The sequence below is a fragment of the Desulforhopalus sp. genome (genome assembly GCA_030247675.1).
Lineage (GTDB): Bacteria > Desulfobacterota > Desulfobulbia > Desulfobulbales > Desulfocapsaceae > Desulforhopalus_A.
The window spans coordinates 205086-224143 of record JAOTRX010000008.1; the positions used below are offsets into that span (position 1 = coordinate 205086).

Genomic DNA, 19058 nt, shown 5'->3' on the forward strand with positions numbered 1-19058 from the left:
AGGGCCGCTCAGGATATCTGCTCCATCAGGGCGTCATCGATGTCAAAATTTGAGGAAATATTTTGAACATCTTCGTGGTCCTCGAGATTTTCCATGAGCTTCATGAGGGACTTGGCGACCTTTTCGTCGGTCACCTCAACGGTATTTTTCGGAATCATCGATATCGAGGCATCGAGAAAGGTCAGTCCGGCACCTTCCAGGGCGGCGCGAACGTTTTCAAACTCCTCCGGAGATGTGAACACCTGAAATTCGGCCTCCTCCTCAACCACATCCTCGGCCCCGGACTCCAGGGCCAGATCCATCAATTTCTCTTCGGTGGTGATCTTCTTATCAATGGTTATCAGGCCTTTTTTCTCAAACATCCAGGATACACAGCCGGATTCGCCGAGATTGCCGTTGCTTTTGGCAAAAAAGTGCCGGACATCGGCAACTGTCCGGTTGCGGTTGTCGGTCATACATTCGACGAGGATGGCCACACCACCTGGGCCATAGCCTTCATACATGATCTCGTCATACACCTCACCGGCGATCTCACCGGTACCTTTTTTAATCGCCCTGGCGATGTTGTCTTTCGGCATATTCTCGGTCTTAGCGGCGGCAACCGCCGTCCGCAGCCGTGGGTTTCCCTCCGGGTCCCCCCCTCCCGCCCTGGCAGCGACGGTAATCTCCTTAATCAACCGGGTGAATATCTTCCCCCGTTTGGCATCAATTGCCCCTTTTTTTCTCTTGATTGTTGACCACTTAGAATGTCCGGACATAGTGTACCTATTAATTTTTAATTATAATATCTCTTCTTGCTGCAACATTTCTTCGGGAGCTGGTTTTTGGTAGTCCATTCCCAAAATAAAAATTTCCCGGCTCTCAACACGGGAGCTCTTTGGTTTCAAAACCTTTACCATCGCGAAACGCTGTTTCATGTCAGCGACCAATTCCGGGGTGTCCTCGCCTTGAAAGACCTTGCAAAGATAATGTCCCTTATTGAGCAACAGCTCCTCGGCCAAAGCCAGGGTCTGTCGCACCAGGGCCAGGGACTGCTGGGCATCCGCCCACCGGTTGCCGGTGGTTTTCGGCGCCAGATCGGATATCAAAACCCGAAAGGCCGGACGAAACTGCCGTACCGCAACTATCATCTCCGGCGTCATGATATCCTGGCATAACCAGTGAATCGACGCCCCGCCAGGTCTTGCCGCCTGATCCGCCTGCTGGAGATCGACTCCGACAACAATACCCTTCGGGCCAACCACCTCGGCTGCAAAAAGCGACCAGCTGCCCGGATAACAGCCCAGATCGAGAACGCTGTCGCCCCGGGCGAGGAACTTATATTTCTGCTGAACCTCTTCGAGTTTATAGACCGAACGGGCCGGATAGTTTTCTTTTTTCGCTTTTTTCGAATAATAATCGTTTATTTTACGCACGTTTTAGTCCATTTATGATTCTTTGACAAGACGAAATCAGGCTGCCGCCAACTCCTTCGTCATGAGGAAGACCGAGCCTGACCACGGCCTTGCAGATAGGCGGCGACAAAGGCCAAAGCCGCAGGCCGGTCGAACACCGTCCCTTCTACCCTGGCCACGTCCAGTTCGTCGAGAAGGGTTGCAAACAGCGGCCCCGGCACCAAGGCAAATTCCTCAATGAGATCCTTGCCGGTCAATAAGCGCGGCGCCAAAAGGACCGGCTGGATATAATCTTTATACACTTTGTGTACGGTATCATAGAGTTCAGCCAGCTCCGCCTCCATCCGCTCCGGCTTCTTCTCCCCTTTGCTTGCCAGACTGTCGGCCATCGCCAAAAGGAAAAGGCCGGGCAACTCCGCTCCGGCCCGCTGGCAGAGCTTCAAAGCCGCCCGCCTCGTCAACGGAACCTCCCGCGCGACATTGCAGAGATGAAACGGGTGCATGTGCATGGCGATGAGCCTTCCGGTGCGCTCTGCGTCGGCATTGCTCCACCGGTTGCGCATGGCAAAGTCACGAAAAATCCGGTTCCCCTCTTCGTCGTGCCGGTAAAAAGTCAACCGGCCTCCATCGCCCGGCTGCCGGATCCCAGTCACCGGTTTGCCGACATCATGCAGCAGGGCCGCCCACTTGAGACAAGGCCGACAGTCATCCTCTTGGAGATACTCGGTTATTTCTGCAAGCCGACCGGGGTAAAAGCGCCGCGGGTCGGCAAGGATCTCCTCCATCATCGCCAATGTGAGAAAGCTGTGCCCCAGGACATCAAGATGATGAAATTCCGGCTGAACGACACCTGCCCCCAGGTACAACTCCGGCAACAACACGGCCAGTAAGCCATCCTCGGCCATGCCCCGCACAACCTCGCTGGTCCTTGGCGAAGAAAAAATCAGTCGCAGTTCATAGCTGCTTCTCTCGGCGGCGACACCGGTTATACGAAACGCCTGTTGGCGCACCTCAGTCCTCGTTGCCGGGGCCAGGGAAAACCCCAAAACCGCACGCAAACGATAGCCGCGCAGCATCCGTACCGGGTCGGCAAAAAAAGCGCCGGGGCAGGATTGTATCAGGCCGTCCCGGAGATCCGACAGCCCCCCGGTCGGGTCAAGAACTTGCGGTGGCTGCCCACCGCCCGCAAGGGCCGAAAGCGGCACCGCCATGGCATTAATAGTGAAGTCGCGGCGCCGCAGGTCCTCCTCGATAGTGGCCGTTTTTTCGCGAAAGGTGGCAAAATCCACCTGCTCGCCCCGCCACACGACACGAACTGCCTCGTCATCCGGACCGGAGAGATCGACTATGGCACCGCCGCCTAGCTCATCGCGAAACATCTTTGCCAGGGCGAGTGCGGAACACGGAGTGGCGACATCAATGTCACCTGATCGCTTCCCGAGCAGCCAGTCGCGCACCGTACCACCGACGAGATATAAAGGGGCGGCACTTTTTTCCACCAAGCGCAACAGTGCATCCGCCACCTCCGGGGAGGTTTCTTGCCACAGTTTAGGCAAATTATCCGGGACTACACACTGCACCCTTTTCTTTCCTCTTGCACAAGACTATATTTCCTGGCGACTCGACCGGCCGATCCTTCTGAGGAATCTGGGTCTTCGACCCTGCACCGTTATCACCACCGGTCCTGAGATATGGATTTTTCAGCACTTCTTTAAAAGACCATCCTTCGGACCAACATACAACTGCCCTTGCACCTCCCGGAAGAGGAGGACAAGATACCATATTCAGGCAAAGAAAGACAGTTTCGCGCCATTGCCCCGACAAACTCATGCCCGACACCCAGCCCTATCTATATCTGGCGCCGCTTCGCGGCCTCACCGATGCCCTGTTTCGTGACACCCTGAGCCGACATTTCGGCGGCTTTGACGCGGCCGTTGCCCCCTTTATCACGCCGCAGAAAAAGACGCTCTTTGACGATATCATGCTGCGCGACGTGCTGCCCGACAACAACCAAGGGCTGTCGCTTGTCCCGCAGATTCTCCATACCGACCCTGAATCCTTTATCGTTCTCGCCCGGCGTCTTGCCGATTTGGGCTATCGCCACGTCAACTGGAATCTCGGTTGCCCGGCGCCGATGGTGGCCCGCAAGAAAAAAGGTTCCGGCCTCTTGCCCTATCCTGAGGTGATCCTCGATATCCTTCAGCAGGTTATGCCGCAATTGGGCGTTGAGCTGTCGATCAAGACCCGGCTCGGTTTCCATAACCGGTCGGAACTGGCTGCACTGCTGCCACAACTCGACCAATTTCCATTGAAAGAAATTATCATCCATACCCGCCTGGGCGTCCAGCTTTACAAGGGAGCCACCGACCCAGACGGCTTTGCCGAATGTCAAAAACTCAGCCGCCATCCATTGGTGTACAATGGCGATATCAATGACCTGGCTGCGTTTACCACTCTGGCCACCCGCTTCCCGACCGTCGACCGCTGGATGATCGGCCGGGGTGCCCTCAGCAATCCGTTTTTGCCGGAGGAAATCAAAGGATTACCGGCAGGTAGCGCCGACCAGAGAAGAAAACGTCTGTATGCCTTTCATCAAGACCTGGTCGACCGCTATCAGCAGCGGCTCTCGGGACAATCGCATGTCCTAAGCCGGCTCAAACAGCTTTGGTCCTATCTCATCATTTCCTTTCCAGGCCAAGAAAAACTTGGGAAGAAGATATTAAAAAGCAACAGCTTAGAGACGTATTGGCAGGCAATTGAGCAGGTGTTCGCGGCGTAGAAAAAAGCTGACTGATTCGAGCGATAGCTGGCTCGCTAGAGAAGCCTCCAACTCTTGAACACTTCGTCGGCCAGCGGCGCAACGACGAGAGGCATTCGCTTGCCTTCAAAGGTGCAGGTGACGGTATTTTCAGTTTCTCCTTCCGGGAGCCTTTTGCCGAACCGCACAACCAAGGCGGCGGCAAGAGAGAATACTTCTTGTAATTGCGCAGGAGACAAAGCATGACTGCCGACATTTTTCAGCACCGCTGTCGGGCCGGGCCAGTCCTCCATGAGCAACAGGGCATCATCACCACCTGCAAGACCTGCCACGGTGTCGTTTTCCCTTTCGTCACGGCCAAGGATCAGCCAGATGCCCCCCGGCAGGAGGAATTGCCGGCCAAGGAGCAGCAAGCGAATGTCGGCAACGGTAATCTCCGCCCCCCGCAGCAGCGATTCGCTGCCGTAGAGTTGCTCGATCCGCCGCCCAAGAATCGGATCGGCCAGGGTACAACCACCCGCCGGGGCCGGGAATTCCGTGACCCCGTACCGCGCCGCCAGGGCAAGTTGCGCCGAACGGCCACGGCCACTCATGCGCAGCAACTTGCTTCTATCCACCCAGCCCTCCAGCTCCGGCAGTGTCTCTTTGAGGAGTTGGGCGCACAGCGGCCGCAGCAGCAGAGACCGGGTGCCGGAATCACGCTCGATGACGTTCAGGGTATCGCGGCGCTGGGACATCGGCCTTTGCCCTAAAACCTCACCGGAGATCAAAAACGACGCACCCCGCTCGGCAAGCATTTCTTTGGCCCGGGAAAACATGAGAATCTTGCAGTCAATGCAGGGATTGAAGTTCTTGCCAAAACCGTGCAGCGGATTGTGCAGCAACTGGAGATAGCCCGGGCTGATGTCCTCAACCACGACCCGAATACCGTACAAACGAAGCATCCTTGCCTGGTGTCCGGCCACATCATCAAGAAGGTCATAGTTGAAAAAGGGGGTGACAAATTGGATCGCCTCCACCTCCACCCCTTGCTCCATGACCACTCTCGCCGCGAGAATCGAATCGAGGCCACCGGAGAAAAGGGCGAGGGCCTTAATATTCTTCATACCGAGACACCCCCCTTTCCCAGTAACTCTTTAGCAAAGGCGTGGGTCTGGGCCGTTGCCGAATCGCCGGCGAGCATTCTGGCAAGCTCCCGCACCCGGTCCTCTGGGCTAAGTCGCACTACCGCCGACTGGGTGCGTCCACCCTCCACGGCCTTTGATACCTGGAAATGTTGGGTGCCACGGGCGGCAATCTGCGGCAGGTGGGTAATACAAAAGACCTGGTGATGCCCCGCCAGTTCTTGAATCTTCCGCGCCACCGCCTCCGCCGCCTGGCCGCCGATTCCGGCGTCGACCTCATCAAAGATGACCGTATCGACCATATCCTTTTTGGCGAGAAGACATTTCATCGCCAGCATCAGCCGCGACAATTCACCGCCGGAGGCGATTTTCGCAAGAGGTCTGGCAGGTTCACCAGGGTTGGGGGAAAAATAGAATTCGCCGCGGTCCCAGCCACTTACCCGCATTTTTTCGGGTATCTCCTCCACCTCGCGCCAGTGGACGACAAAGCCGGCCCGGTCAAAGGCCAGCGAGGCCAGTTCCTGTCCCATGGCCTTCTCCATATCCTGGCCGGTTTGCCGGCGCTTCCTGGAAAGCTGCCGGGCCTTGCCCACCATGTCCCTCTCCAGGCCCTGCACTTCCTTTTCAAGGGCTGCGATGGTTTTATCCATATTCTCGAAAAGAACGAGTTCTGCCTCGCATTTTTCTGCAAAATCAAGAATCGCCTCGATCGAGTCGCCGTACTTTCTCTTCATTTGTAAAACCAGATCAAGGCGCTCGTTGACCTGGTCGAGGCGATATGGATCATCATGCAGAAGATCGCGGTACTCCCTGAGCTGGCTGACATAATCCTCGGCAAGAAAGGTATAGCCGCTGATATCTTCGGCAAGCTTGACCGCCGCCGGATCAAGGACGGCCATTTGTCCCATGTTCTGCCGCAGCTGGATAAGGCCATCAAGGAGGCTTCCGCCGAGAAGGTGGTAGCTTTCCTGGCTGACTTTAATCAATGCCTGGGCATTCTTCAGCCGCTTCTTCTCGGCGCTGAGTTCTTCCTCCTCTCCGGGCTGAAGGCCTGCCTGACGGATTTCAGCCACCTGGAAACGGAGAAAGTCCTGCTTTTGTTCCTTCTCCTGTTCCTGCTGCCTGAGCGCTGCCAGGGCCTCTCTTTTTGTCTGCCAGAGCTCGAAGGACCTTGCCAGTTCCTGCCTTTCCGGCCACAGCTCGCCGAGGGTATCGAGAATATCAAGATGCAGGGTGGGCTGGAGCAGCTGCTGGTGATCATGCTGGCTGGCGACGTTGAGCATATCGGCGGTCAGGTCGGCAACATTTTTGGCGGTAGCCATGGACCCGTTGATATAAAACCTGCTGCGCCCGGAATTGTGGAGCATGCGCCTGACAACAACCGAGGTATCACTGCCAAAACCTCCTTCCTCAAGTCTTTGCAACAGGCGGCCGTGCTGCGGACTCAACTCGAACAGTGCCTCCACCTCGCAGGACTCCTCGCCGCTGCGTATCCAGTCGACGGATGCCCTTCCGCCGGTGAGCAGCTGGATGGCCCGCAGCATTATCGACTTGCCGGCACCGGTTTCCCCGGTCATCACCACCAGTCCGGAGGATTTTCCCTGATCAAAGCTCAGCTCCAAAGATTCGATCAGAGCCAAATTTTTTACTCGCAGTTCGCACAACATGGGTTCTTTTTCTCACCTTTTCATAACAAGAAGTCCTTCCTTGACTCTCCACTAAAAGGACTGTAGGTTACCAAGACGCCGGAACAACCGGCGGGGCTGTTCATCGCCTGCAATCACCCGATCCAGCTTTCCATACCCATTTTTTTTAGACACTTCAATATGAAAGGGAAACCAGACCTCAGTGCCAGCCTTGAAGACTACATTGAGGCGATTTACCATATCATAGGTGCCAAACTGGTGGCCAGAAGCAAGGAGATTGCCGCCCGCCTCAGCGTCAGTCGCGCCTCGGTAACCGAGGCCTTGCGCGCCCTTTCGAAAAAAGGCTTGATCAATTATTCTCCGTATGAAGCAATTACCTTGACTGAAGAAGGGAAGACGGTCGCGGAAGATGTCATCTTTCGCCATCAGGCCCTGAAACAATTCTTTATTAAGGTTCTATCCATTAACGACTCAGTTGCCGAGGAAGGTGCCTGCAGAATAGAACATGCGGCCCCCCCGGAAATCATTGCCAGAATGATCAGTTTCACCGAATTCATGCAGGTATGCCCAAGGGGCGGCGATGAGATGATCAAGGGTTTTGCTGATTATTGCACCCGGGGAAAACAAAGTGCCAACTGCACCACCTGCGTCTCGCACTGCCGTGAAGTACCGGGGTCCCTGAGCACAGCAGGCTCTCCTTCGCAAAAATCCCCAGGCAAATCCGGCAAATAACACCGTCGTGCGTGCTGGAAAGCAGCCACATCTGACTCCGTGACCGCTAACGATGTTGTCCCCCGAGCAGGTGGACGATTTCCCCTTCTTCTGGAAACCGCTTGAGATCTTTTTTTGAAAAAACCAGTTTCCCATCGACAACCACCTCAAAGACCCCGCCGGAAGAAGCCAGCAAATCCACCTCCGCTCCCATGGTTCTCCGCAATTCGTCCCCCAGACTGGAGGCGCGTGGCTGATAATTTCACTTTGTGCAGTACTCGATCGATATTTTCATGTATTCTCCCTTTATTACCCGTTGTAAATGATCATAATCCTGTAAAATGACCTGCCCAGTACCGGACCTTGCCGGTCAAGGCCGCGGCCCCCGCAGCGAACAAACGGGGGCAGTGTAACGTATTGTTGACAAAACTAGCTACTTTTTGTGCCATATCAATAGACCTTCAGAAAAAAATGACCGCCAGCAAGCAAGTAGATACCCTTCTCTGCCAGATGCAGGAGCTGAACCTTCAAGAGTCCCGGCAGCTATCGCCGCCCGCCACATTGTCCAGCGCCGGAATCAGGAGATCGCCGGAGGAGAAGACCGGGTATCGCCAGCAATTTTCCCTCGACGCCGACCGGATTCTTCACTCCCGGGCCTATGCACGGTATATCGATAAAACCCAGGTCTTCTCACTCATCACCAATGATCATATAACCCATCGAGTCCTGCACGTCCAATTGGTCGCAAGAGTTGCCAGAACTATCGGCCGCTTTCTTCATTTGAATGAAGACCTTATCGAGGCTATCGCCCTCGGCCACGATATCGGCCATCCGCCTTTTGGCCATGATGGTGAAAAATTCCTTTCTGATCTTTGTATAGAGCATGATCTGCCGCCGTTTCAACACAATATCCAATCGGTACGATTCCTCGACCAGCTCGAACGCAAGGGACAGGGCTGGAACCTGACCCTGCAGGTGCTGGATGGCATCCTCTGTCACGATGGCGAACAACATTCCCGGGATATCCGCCCCGTCCCGATCGGGAGTTTTGAGGAATTCGACCGGAAGCTAGAGGGAAAAATTGCTGATAGAGCGCTGGCCCTCATGCCGGCAACCCTTGAAGGATGCGTCGTCCGGCTCGCCGATACCGTGGCCTATATAGGCAGAGACATTGAGGATGCAATTATCCTCGGATTGATCAGGCGGGAAGACATACCCGCAAACTGTCGAAAGATGCTCGGCGACACCAATGGCACTATTGTCTACAACCTGGTGACCGACCTCATCACCAACAGCCGTATTTCAACGCCGGAGGCATCATATATCGGTTTCAGCGAGGCGATAGCCGATGCCCTGGCTGAGCTAAAGTCTTTCAACTACAAGAAGATTTATTTAGCCCCCAAGACGAAAGAGAAAAGTCCCACCATCAGGGAATGTTACCGAAATCTCTTCGACTATTACCTGAGCTGTTTAGAAAAATCCCCCGGAACAATCCCCGATGACATTGACCTGATGAGCAATATCGAGCCGCGGGCCTCCCATGTGTGCTACAGTTCTGCGGAGAAGGTTCGCGACTTCATTGCCGGCATGACCGACGACTTCTTCCTTCGGCAAGCAAGGAAGATCGGCTGCAAGGTCCCGGAAAAGACCCATCTTCCATAGGCAGACCGCCCCCTTCTCTCAATTGTCCAGTCCCCAGCGACATAACCATTGACCTGAAAACTTGAACATGGTATCCATCAGCTCCGCCGACATGCACCCGTAGCTCAGCTGGATAGAGCACCGGACTTCGAATCCGGGTGTCGGGGGTTCGAATCCCTCCGGGTGTACCAAATAACAAAAAAGCACTTAGAGCGTTATCGCTTTAAGTGCTTTTTTCTTTTCACGAGATTTATCCCTCATTGGTCCCACACAAATGAAAACCAATGGTATGATGACTCAGTCAGCACAGTGTAATAGGGACAATACACAGGTATTTATTTGGATAGGATCGATGTTCATCTTTTAAACGGCCTATACAGCGAAGGATGATTATGCATTTCCATCATGATATTCAATTCTGTTCCTTCCATTTTTCTTGGCTGCGTAGAGCATGGTGTCTGCAGTATCAATTAGTTGTGTTGATTGAATACCCTTTTGCGGAATTATGGCTGCCACTCCGATACTCACTGTGACCTTGTCTGCAACAGGGGAACATTGAAAGGGAATACTTTGTTCCATAAAAGCTTTCAGCAAATCTTGAGCAAGGTGAACAGCATCGGCCAATCTGGTGTTGCCAAGCACGATGACAAATTCCTCACCTCCATATCGCGCAGAAAGGTCTCCGGGTCTCTTGCCAAACATCCTTAAAATTTTCCCTACCTTTTTTAAGCATTCATCACCAGCTATGTGACCGTACGTGTCGTTATATAGTTTGAAGTGATCTATATCCAACAGCAACAGACTGATCGGCAAACCCAGGCGTTCACACCTCCGCCATTCTTCATCAATAAAAATATCGAAAAATCGGCGATTGGCTATTTCTGTTAACCCATCAATCCGTGAAAGATTCAGCACTTCCTCTTCGGCAAGTTTTCGTTCAGTTATATTCTGATGGGAAATGACGAACAGTTTTTCCTCGGCAAGATCGAGTGGAGAAACCCTCATCATAAACCATCGTTTTTCAGTTGTGCTGTGGCATGGATATTCTAAATAAAAATTTTCAGCTTCATGTGATATTACTGTCTCAATACCCTCTGCGGCAATCTTCCCGTATTGATCACCGCTCGAAGCTGATTGGCCACAAGTTGCCAAATAATTCATTCCTAGCCAACTTATAGATACAGGATATCCATTTTTCTGCCCGAAAATTGTCCAGCTTCTATTGACAAAGTGTATTGTCCCGTTTCGATCAATAACAACAATGCTATCGGTCACAGAATCAATAATCGATTTATAAAAAGCTAATGAATAATTCATAGATATCAACCTGTTGATTTAATTTATTAAAAAACACAAGTCACAAGAGTTCAAATTATCTGCAACAATCCATTTCCAAACTTATTGAGCTCGTTCTGCGAGTTTCTGAGAAGAAAAGGCCCTAACACCATGCGCTGAAATAGGTTTTATGCAAGACATACCAGCAAGATAGTCTTCCATGTCCAAACCACGAACGGATGCATGCTATCCGGTTGTCAGACCTCAATATCCTCGAAAACTCGGCGGATTTTTTGCGACAATTCTGAGAGTGTGAAGGGTTTCTGAATAAAACCTTTGCAGCCATTCTGCATTATGTCGTTGGCTTGACCATCTAATGAATAGCCGCTGGAAAGAAGCACCGCTATCCCTGGTTTGATGGCTTGAAGACGGTTGAATGTCCTGCCGCCGTCCATATCCGGCATGATCATATCGAGAATAACCAGATCGATGCTGCGGCCGCGCCGACTTATCGTCTCCACCGCTTCGGCGCCGCTTGCCGCAACAACCACCTGGTAGCCGAGGGTCTGGAGCATCGCGCAGGCCACCTCTCTGATCATTTCTTCGTCATCTACCAGGAGAATGGTTTCCGATCCTTGCTGAATGTGTTTGTCGGCCTTCGGTTCCCGGATCGGGGCCTTTTCCGACAAGGGCAGATACAAACTAAAGGATGCTCCATGCCCCAATTCGCTGTAGACGGTCATTGTTCCGCCGTGATTTTTTATAATGCCAAAGGCCGATGCCAGTCCCAGCCCTGTACCCCGCCCCTTGTCCTTGGTAGTGAAAAACGGGTCGAAGATCCGCTGTTGCGTATTCTTATCGATACCAATGCCGGTATCGGTGATGGATACCTTGACGTAGTTGCCCACTATTATTCCATGAATTTTACAAAAGACCTCATCCAGGTATTCACTCGAAGTCTTAAGGTATATTTCACCGCCACCGGGCATGGCATGCATGGCGTTAATGAAGATGTTAAGCAACACCTGTTCCAGCTGCCGTCTGTCAGCTTCGACGACCAAAGGTGTAGGCTGTCTCTGATCGTGGATGCGGATTTCTTTGTGGGTACGCCCGAACATCGTTGCACTGGCGTTGAGCAGGACATTGATGTCGATGGGTTTGATCTCGTATTTCCCGCCCCGGGCAAGACCGAGCAACTGAGCGGTCAGATCCGTGGCACTTTTGACATAGGCCTCAATGGCCGCGATATGTTCCTGTTGGCCGGAAGGCACCGATTGATCGGCCGTCATAAGAGAGGCATGTCCCTGGATACCTGCCAGAAGATTATTGAAATCATGGGCAATACCACCAGCTAATGTACCGATCGCCTCCATTTTCTGGGCACGGTGCAGGGCCTCTTCGGCATTCACCCGGACTGTGATGTCCGTGTAAACGATTACCGCCCCTGTCAATACATTGTTTATCATGATGGGGGTCCCGGCGGCGATCACATGTCGCGGCGAGCCGTCCTTATGGTAGCGTTTCGTTTCAAAGGCCTCCACACGTTTGCCTGATAGCACCGCTTTGGTTGTGGCACCAGATTCACCTTGGTGCTCGTGGTGATCCACAAGATCATCCAGTTGTTTGCCGAATGCTTCACCCGGAGTATAGCCGAACATTTTTTCAGCACCGGGATTCCAGTCGAGGACACGGTAGTCGGCATCCAGGGCGATAATTGCATCCGGTGCATGGTACAATAGTAATTCGAGAAAAATTTTTCGCTTATTCAGCTCTTCTCGCGAGTCAGCGATCTGTTGAATATTCTCCTGCAGTTTACCGTAGGTGTCGGCTAGGTTACGCGCCATGCTTTGGAAGGCTCGAGAAAGCTGGGCTATCTCTCCATCTCCTTTCGGGCTTGGCAGCGGCACATCCCACCGGCCATTTCTAACGCTGACTGCTGCCGCAGCCAGTTGCCTGATGGGTTTGACGATTTTCCCGGTTAACCAGAGCAGTAGAATTGCCCCGGCGATCAGGCTCGCCAGAAGGATCACCACCACATCGCCGAGAAATTTGTCGCGAGCTTGGAGGATTTCAGCATTTTCCAAGGAGAGTACGACCGTCCAATTCCAATCATCGTAGGTTTCAAAGCGTAAAAGATGGTCTTTACCGGCGATGAAACAGGGGAACAAACCGTTTTTTTGTTGAGCGATCGCCGCCAGACAGGTTGCCGGGAAGGCCTCCTCCAGCAAAGAACCTCTGGGCATAACCATGCGATCGGGGAGCTCAATGATCCTGAGCTTGCCGGTTTTGCCAAAGGTATAGGTGTTGAGCTCCTGCAACTGTTCTGCTTTCGTCCTTTCGATATAACTGGCAACCTTGTCGACCCGATTATCTCGCAGCACCTGGTGTGCCGCATAAATCTTTGCCACCAGGTTTCTCACCTCATTGGTCATGAGCTTTTGATTGAGTTCGCTGGTAACCTTGCTGAGGGCGGTCACACCGGCAAAGGCAATGGCCAAGGACACCGCTATCAGGATTCCCAGGGATACCATGTTGATTTCATATTTGATCTTCATGTAGCCTTGCTTGCGTTTTCCTGCCGAAAAGCAGCTGTTGCGTTGTTAATTTTGCAGCGTTCCCTGCCCGATAAGCTTCGCCCCTTTTAAAAGGGAAGCGGGCAGAACGAAATTCGCCGCCTGGGCCATTTTCACATTGATGGTTATGTGGTTGAGTTCGTTAACCGCCACCGGGATCTGGGCGGGTGAAAGGCCGTCTAGGATACGAAGGGCTGTCTTGGCGGCAAAGTCTCCTTGTTCCAGCGGTAATTTGGCGACGGTAAACAATACGTAAGGTGCCATGAAGCTATTGTGTGACCCGGTGGGAATTTTACTGTTAGTGAGAAGAAATTTTTCTACCGCGGCTGGATGCCAATCAGCTATTCCACTATAGTTTGAGATATAGAGCATGTCGACCTCCTTCTGGGCACGGAGGAAGGCATCTTTAAAGGCATCCATGCTGTTGACCAGATAGGTTTTCATCTCCCCGTTAAAAAACCGTTTGTTATAAATATCCACTATCTTTCTTTCCGTTTCGACATTACCGGCAAGGTAGCCGATCCGCTTTCCTCGGGCATGGGCTTGAAACCTTTTCAGCATTTCCGGGACCAGATCTTCCTCAACCATTCCGGTTATATTCGCCGTCGGGTATCCATAAATTGCCGCATCCCAGTTTACCCCGCAGAAAATTACCGGCAGTTCGCTGTCTTTGAGAAAGGGTACGACCAGGTATTTCTGGGCGTTATCGTCGGAGGCGATGACGACATCCGGTTTGAATTCCTGAACGGCAGCTCTGGCTCTAAGACCCGCATCCCTTCCATACGTTGCCGAATCGTTGCGCTTGCTGTCCATCCGAACAATTTGTAGATTGACTCCAGTATCATAAAGCACATCGCGAATTCCCTTCTCCATCTCGTCGCTCCACTCGTATCCCTGATGATACGAGTCTACCCAGAGAATTTTCCTGCCGGTGTAACCACCTGCTGGGCGTTTTGCTCCCGCACCGGCGAGTTGCAATTCTTCCTGGCCGATGATGGTGGCGGTTTTCAGCAGGGCAAGCGGCGGGACGATAGATACGGCAGCGGCCATCCGCAGGTTGAGGATGAGCTCGGCCCGGCTGTTTTCACTGACGGGGATTTCCGCGGGGCTGACCCCTTCGAGAATTTTTAGGGCCGTTGATGCCGCATAAACCCCGTGCTCTTCCATTGATTTCGAGACCACGAAGACAACGTACGGCGCCATGAAACCATGATGCGATCCGGTTGGTATGCGCGCATGGCGGCTGAGAAAGAGCTCCGCCTCAATACGATCCCAGTCTTTGATGCCGGTGTAGTTGGAGATATACAGCATGTCGACCTCCTCCTGGGCCTTCAGGAAAGCGGTTTTGAATTCGTCCATGCTGGTCACCAGGTAACTCTTCATGCTGCCCTTGAAGAACCGATCATTATAGATATCGACAACCTTTCGTTCCGTCTCGACATTACCACCCAGGTAGCCTAAGCGTTTTCCCCGCGCATGACGCCCCAGATGCTCAAATAATTCAATGAGATCCACCTCCACCATGCCTGTGACGTTTTTGGTTGGATAGCCGTAGATCGAGGCGTCCCAATTCACTCCGCAGAACACAATCGGAATCCCTGTGTTCAGCAGATAAGGGACCACCAGGTATTTTTGTGCATTGTCATCGGAGGCGATGATCACGTCGGGGGCGAATTCCTTGACCATGGCCAAGGCCCGTAGCCCCGCCTGTACACCGAAATCCTCCGCATCGTTGCGTTTCGTATCCATGTGCAATACCTGTAATTGCACAGCCTTGTCCTTCAGGATGGCACGGATACCCCGTTCGATATCATCATTTGCCTCATATCCTTCATGGTAGGAGCTCACCCAAAGTATTTTTCGATCGTGGAGCCTGTCTGCCGATTTCGGTGCACTCTCCGGGCCTGTATCTTCCAGTGCCCTGGCTTCACTCAGGCCTGCAATGGTACTTTGCACTGTATAAACAACTACGAGGGCGAATACTCTCAACCAGGTTAAAAATCGATAGTGGTGATGCAATCGAAAAATCATCATCTGCCTCCGGGTGCTGCCAGCATTTTCCATTGCCCCTATTGCTCCACTGGGTCAATTCGAATGGTTATGGGGCTCGGGTTCTCCCGCAGCTCGGACGTATCATTTTGCCCGTTATCTCCGGGCCCAATAGACCCAACCAAGGGATGCCATGCATTTTCTAGAAAATGATATCATGCTTGGCGTGAGGTGTCTAAAAAGTTTGTTTCCACCTCAGAACAAATTCGTGCCGCTTCCGTTGCATGACCAGAAAAAACGACAGTTGTTTTTTCCTTACTGTTGGCTAACAGGGAATTTCATATTGAAAACTGCCGAGAATCATCAATAAAACAGGGTTAGCATTTTGTCATAAAACCCATGGTTCATGGTTTCAGCAATGGAGCAATTTTCGGCACCGGCTAACCACGAAACAACAGGAAGTTAAATCTATTTACAAAGCCCGTATTGAATGTTAGACATCAGCTTTCATATCTCCAATAGTCGAGCCATCTTCACTGGCTGCACAATATCCAACCTATAACCAGAATTACGAGCACGGCATCAGGCGCTGGCTCACCTACGATACGAGGTCCGCCAACAGACAATACCCTTATTCAGCATAGCCATAATAAGCGGGCCTGCCCATGGATTCGTTGCAAAGGAGAGGACACATGAATTGCCAAAATCACCAATTTGATTCGCAGGAAATTCGCTATGCCGTCGTTATGTACGGAGGAATCTCTCTCGCTATCTATATGAACGGCATAGCCCAGGAAATGCTGCGGCTGGTGCGGGCAACATCGGTTGCCGACGAAAGCGCATTGCAGGGGACCGAGAAAATTTACCGGGAGCTTTCCTGTCTGCTTCACCTCGGGCGCAGGCCCGGCGAAACCACTAGCTGCACCACTCCTCGTACCCGTTTTGTCATCGATGTACTGGCCGGCACCTCGGCCGGGGGGATCAATGCGATCTTTTTAGCGAAAGCCCTTGCCTTGAAATCGAAAAATCTCAACGATCTCCGTGATCTCTGGATGGAAAAGGCTGATTTGGACACCTTGCTTAATGACAAGAAAGGCGAAGATGGCGGTCGCTTCCAGACTGCGATGCCGAAAAAAAGCCTGCTCAACAGCCGCCGCATGTATGGCTTGTTGCGGGATGCCTTTGCCCAGATGGAGGAGAAAGATAAAATTGACACCACCGCCGGAGAATCTGCCGACCGCATTGATCTCTACGTCACGGCGACCGACTTGAATGGCTTGATAATACCCCTCGAATTAACCGATACAGCCGTTTTGGAACGGAAACACCACAGCGTTTTCCACTTTGAATATGACCCGCTCGAAGAAACGAACGACTTTGACTCGAAATACGATGCAATGCTCGCCTTCGCCGCCCGGTGTACTTCGTCGTTTCCCGGGGCCTTCGAACCGATGCGCTTTGGAGATATTTTTCCTCAGCCAACCGCTGAAGATTGCAAAGAATTCCAACGATTTTTCGAGAATTACCACGAGCCTGCGGAAACGAGTGCATCCGGAGACAAGACCCAAGCTCGACCCGAAAGGACCTCTTTTAAAGAACGTGTCTTTGCCGACGGCGGCTATCTGGATAACCGCCCATTTGGCCATGTAATCGATCGAATCGGCGAGCGAACATCCAACTGCACTGCATTTCGCAAGTTGATTTTTGTCGATCCATTCCCGGAACACCTTGAACAGTGCCAGGCCAAAACCGAATTCAATTTCATTGAAAACTCCATACTGGCGGCCACCACCCTGCCTCGCTATGAAACAATCCGCCAGGATATCGCCCGGATAAACGAAATGAACAGGAAGGCACTCCGGGCGAGCGAGATCGAAAAAGCCATGTTCAGGATCGATCCCACCGGTACCCGGCAGGAACCCGACCACATGAAACTCAAAGATGGACAATTGTACGGTGACTTATATCTGGATGAGCTGTTAAACATCAAGGGCGGGTCGTTTGTCAACGATCAGCAGATGAAGATAGCACATGTCTCCAACTGGCTGGCCTTAGTAGTGACCCGCCAGCTTGGGCTCAACGAGACCGGAGATTATTACCGCGTTGTCCGGCTCATTGTCAAAGCCTGGAGAAACGCCACCTTTGCCGGAACCAAACAAGAAGGAATAACAACCAACAGAAAGTCACAAACCAATTTCATTTATCGCTATGACTTCGGCTTCCGTCTGAGCAGACTCCGTTACCTTATTTATATGATGGACCGGGTTGCAGCGTTTAACGATATTGAATTCGATGCCTTTCGGGATCAACTTTTGGAGGGCGGGACAGAGCCCGCGGTTTCCAAGTCGGAATTCCCCCGGAATGCCTTCCTCGCGGCGCTGGCGCCGGTGAGAGAGCGTCATACCAAGCTTCTGACAGGTCTGTCCCGGACCAATAAGCTCATAGAGGCGCGCAACCGTAGACCTGCCGGCGAGCATGGGACAAACGTTCTCCAGGAAAGGACCGATGCCCTTCGCAACCATTTTTCAACCAAAAATCTCCTGGAATTACTTAACCTTGTCGACACTGACGTCCAACAGCACTGGGCAGAAGACCTCTATTTGGGAGCTGCTTCCCTCATTGACAATTACTTCACCGCCCTGGCGGATGTAATCCATGCCAACCTGAAAAGTGTATACGAAGAGAAGGATACACTTGTCCGACAGGCGGATCTTAAAGACGGATCAATTCAATGGCTGGCGGCAGTCTGGCTGCTACATCTTTGGAAAGTATATGAAAGTACGAGCGCCGTCATGGCCCGACTCCTGCCTAACGGCCGGGTTGGGGAATCGGGAACCGTCGATGTTTTCCGCATCGGCCCCGCCGACACCGATCTGACCATCAGGAGTGCATTGACCAATGAACAAAAATTGGCGGGCGCAAAGCTCGGCGCCTTTGGCGCCTTTTTATCCGAGGGATGGAGGGAAAATGATATCCTGTGGGGTCGCCTTGACGGCGCCGAGCGTTTAATTGTTTCGCTCCTGCCTGATCCGGTGGACAAAGATCTTCGCAACGAGTATATCCGGCGGGCCAGGGAGGAAATTTTGCAGGAGGAATTCAATCCCGCCAACGGTCGAATTTACAGATGGGTCGCCGGCCAAATTCATAATCATTGTGGCCCGGGGCTTAGTAAAGATGAAATCGCCACCCGTCTTGAACTCATAAAGAATGGGCCATTGACCCAGATACTTTCCAAGGTAACGAACAATCCAGCGAACTGGCAGGCGTTTATCAAAGAATATTACGACATACCGAGAGGACCAGACCGGCAGCAACTGGCGGACTGGCTGACTCGAACAACTCGCATAGCAGGAGAAATGCTCGAAGGTGTTGAAACGTTCAAGGGCATCGCCGGAAAACTGAAAATTGCCGGCATAATTTTGATGGAACTCGTGCAGGTAAGCCTTCCCGGGTCTCTCAAGACCTTACTGGTCAGCCGCATTCTTGCACTACTGGTTATTGTCGCAATAATTCTCATCCTGCTGGGCTCGGTCTTTACCTCTGATTTCACCTCTGTCGGTTTTAAGTTGTTGTTCTACGCTGGAGGTATCTGGTTTATCGTTCGAAACCTGCGGTCATGGTTCTCGTATGGGACCCTCCCCCGGAAGACTCTCCTGGCAGTCAAAGGACTGGTGATACTGGGGGCTGCAGTGCTCTCGACACTTGGCTATCAAGTTGCGATCGGCTATCTGCAAAAATTTGCCAACCTGATGATGCCGTGGATGCGCTGATACAATTTCTTCAAGCGTCCGATAGGCCGCAGACAGAGAGCATATTGCATTGAATATGCACGACAAAAAAATTGCAAAATAGCCTCTGAAAGGATACTCTGACAGCGGCCGTTCGGTTATTTTAAAAAATCACGGAGATTGATAATGATGGCGCCCGGATTTGCACCTGTGAGCTGA

Annotated in this window: 12 protein-coding genes, 1 tRNA gene and 1 pseudogene; 5 read left to right on the top strand and 9 right to left on the bottom strand. The window is 52.4% G+C overall.

The features are described from left to right. Positions 1-8: 8 nt before the first annotated feature. From OEL83_17070 to OEL83_17080, 3 genes are read right to left on the bottom strand one after another with little or no spacing between them, the layout of a single operon-like run. Entirely contained in the window at positions 9-758 is a 750-nt protein-coding gene (locus OEL83_17070; GenBank protein ID MDK9708757.1) for a YebC/PmpR family DNA-binding transcriptional regulator, read from the bottom strand. A 21-nt stretch (positions 759-779) separates the two neighbouring features. Beyond that, positions 780-1415: an RlmE family RNA methyltransferase gene (locus tag OEL83_17075; protein MDK9708758.1), complete on the bottom strand. Its 636-nt coding sequence runs from the start codon at positions 1413-1415 to the stop codon at positions 780-782. A 59-nt stretch (positions 1416-1474) separates the two neighbouring features. Beyond that, the gene (locus tag OEL83_17080) at positions 1475-2974 is read right to left on the bottom strand and encodes an HD domain-containing protein (GenBank protein ID MDK9708759.1); all 1500 of its coding nucleotides are present in this window, start codon (positions 2972-2974) and stop codon (positions 1475-1477) included. A 248-nt stretch (positions 2975-3222) separates the two neighbouring features. Between OEL83_17080 and OEL83_17085 the strand changes: the two genes are divergently transcribed. Further along, positions 3223-4173: a tRNA-dihydrouridine synthase family protein gene (locus OEL83_17085; GenBank protein ID MDK9708760.1), complete on the top strand. Its 951-nt coding sequence runs from the start codon at positions 3223-3225 to the stop codon at positions 4171-4173. Between the two features lie 35 nt (positions 4174-4208). Here the strand turns inward: OEL83_17085 and OEL83_17090 are convergent, their stop codons facing one another. Continuing rightward, positions 4209-5258 (bottom strand): thiamine biosynthesis protein, encoded by a 1050-nt coding sequence (locus OEL83_17090; GenBank protein MDK9708761.1) that lies wholly within the window; start codon positions 5256-5258, stop codon positions 4209-4211. Then, complete coding sequence (gene recN / locus OEL83_17095) at positions 5255-6943, bottom strand: DNA repair protein RecN (GenBank protein MDK9708762.1); 1689 nt, start codon at positions 6941-6943, stop codon at positions 5255-5257. Before recN ends, OEL83_17090 begins: the two co-directional genes overlap by 4 nt. A 159-nt stretch (positions 6944-7102) precedes the next feature. Here recN and OEL83_17100 point away from each other — a divergent pair, with 159 nt between their 5' ends. Next, a complete protein-coding gene (locus tag OEL83_17100) occupies positions 7103-7654 on the top strand; it encodes a metal-dependent transcriptional regulator (GenBank protein MDK9708763.1) in 552 nt (183 codons plus the stop codon). Between the two features lie 46 nt (positions 7655-7700). Here the strand turns inward: OEL83_17100 and OEL83_17105 are convergent. After that, positions 7701-7880: pseudogene (locus OEL83_17105) on the bottom strand (Rdx family protein). 224 nt (positions 7881-8104) lie between these two features. Between OEL83_17105 and OEL83_17110 the strand changes: the two are divergent. Together OEL83_17110 and OEL83_17115 are read left to right on the top strand one after the other, a co-directional pair. Continuing rightward, a complete protein-coding gene (locus tag OEL83_17110; GenBank protein MDK9708764.1) occupies positions 8105-9295 on the top strand; it encodes an HD domain-containing protein in 1191 nt (396 codons plus the stop codon). Between the two features lie 93 nt (positions 9296-9388). Next, positions 9389-9465, top strand: a tRNA-Arg gene (locus OEL83_17115). 199 nt (positions 9466-9664) lie between these two features. Here the strand turns inward: OEL83_17115 and OEL83_17120 are convergent. The 3 genes from OEL83_17120 to OEL83_17130 form a co-directional block, all read right to left on the bottom strand. After that, positions 9665-10591 (bottom strand): diguanylate cyclase, encoded by a 927-nt coding sequence (locus OEL83_17120; protein MDK9708765.1) that lies wholly within the window; start codon positions 10589-10591, stop codon positions 9665-9667. A gap of 215 nt (positions 10592-10806) precedes the next feature. Beyond that, a complete protein-coding gene (locus OEL83_17125; GenBank protein MDK9708766.1) occupies positions 10807-13104 on the bottom strand; it encodes a response regulator in 2298 nt (765 codons plus the stop codon). A gap of 45 nt (positions 13105-13149) precedes the next feature. Next, on the bottom strand, positions 13150-15156 hold the full coding sequence (locus OEL83_17130; protein ID MDK9708767.1) for a hypothetical protein: 2007 nt from the start codon (positions 15154-15156) through the stop codon (positions 13150-13152). A gap of 647 nt (positions 15157-15803) precedes the next feature. On the opposite strand from OEL83_17130, the gene OEL83_17135 reads away from it, so the two are divergent. After that, positions 15804-18881: a patatin-like protein gene (locus OEL83_17135; GenBank protein MDK9708768.1), complete on the top strand. Its 3078-nt coding sequence runs from the start codon at positions 15804-15806 to the stop codon at positions 18879-18881. Positions 18882-19058: the final 177 nt, after the last annotated feature.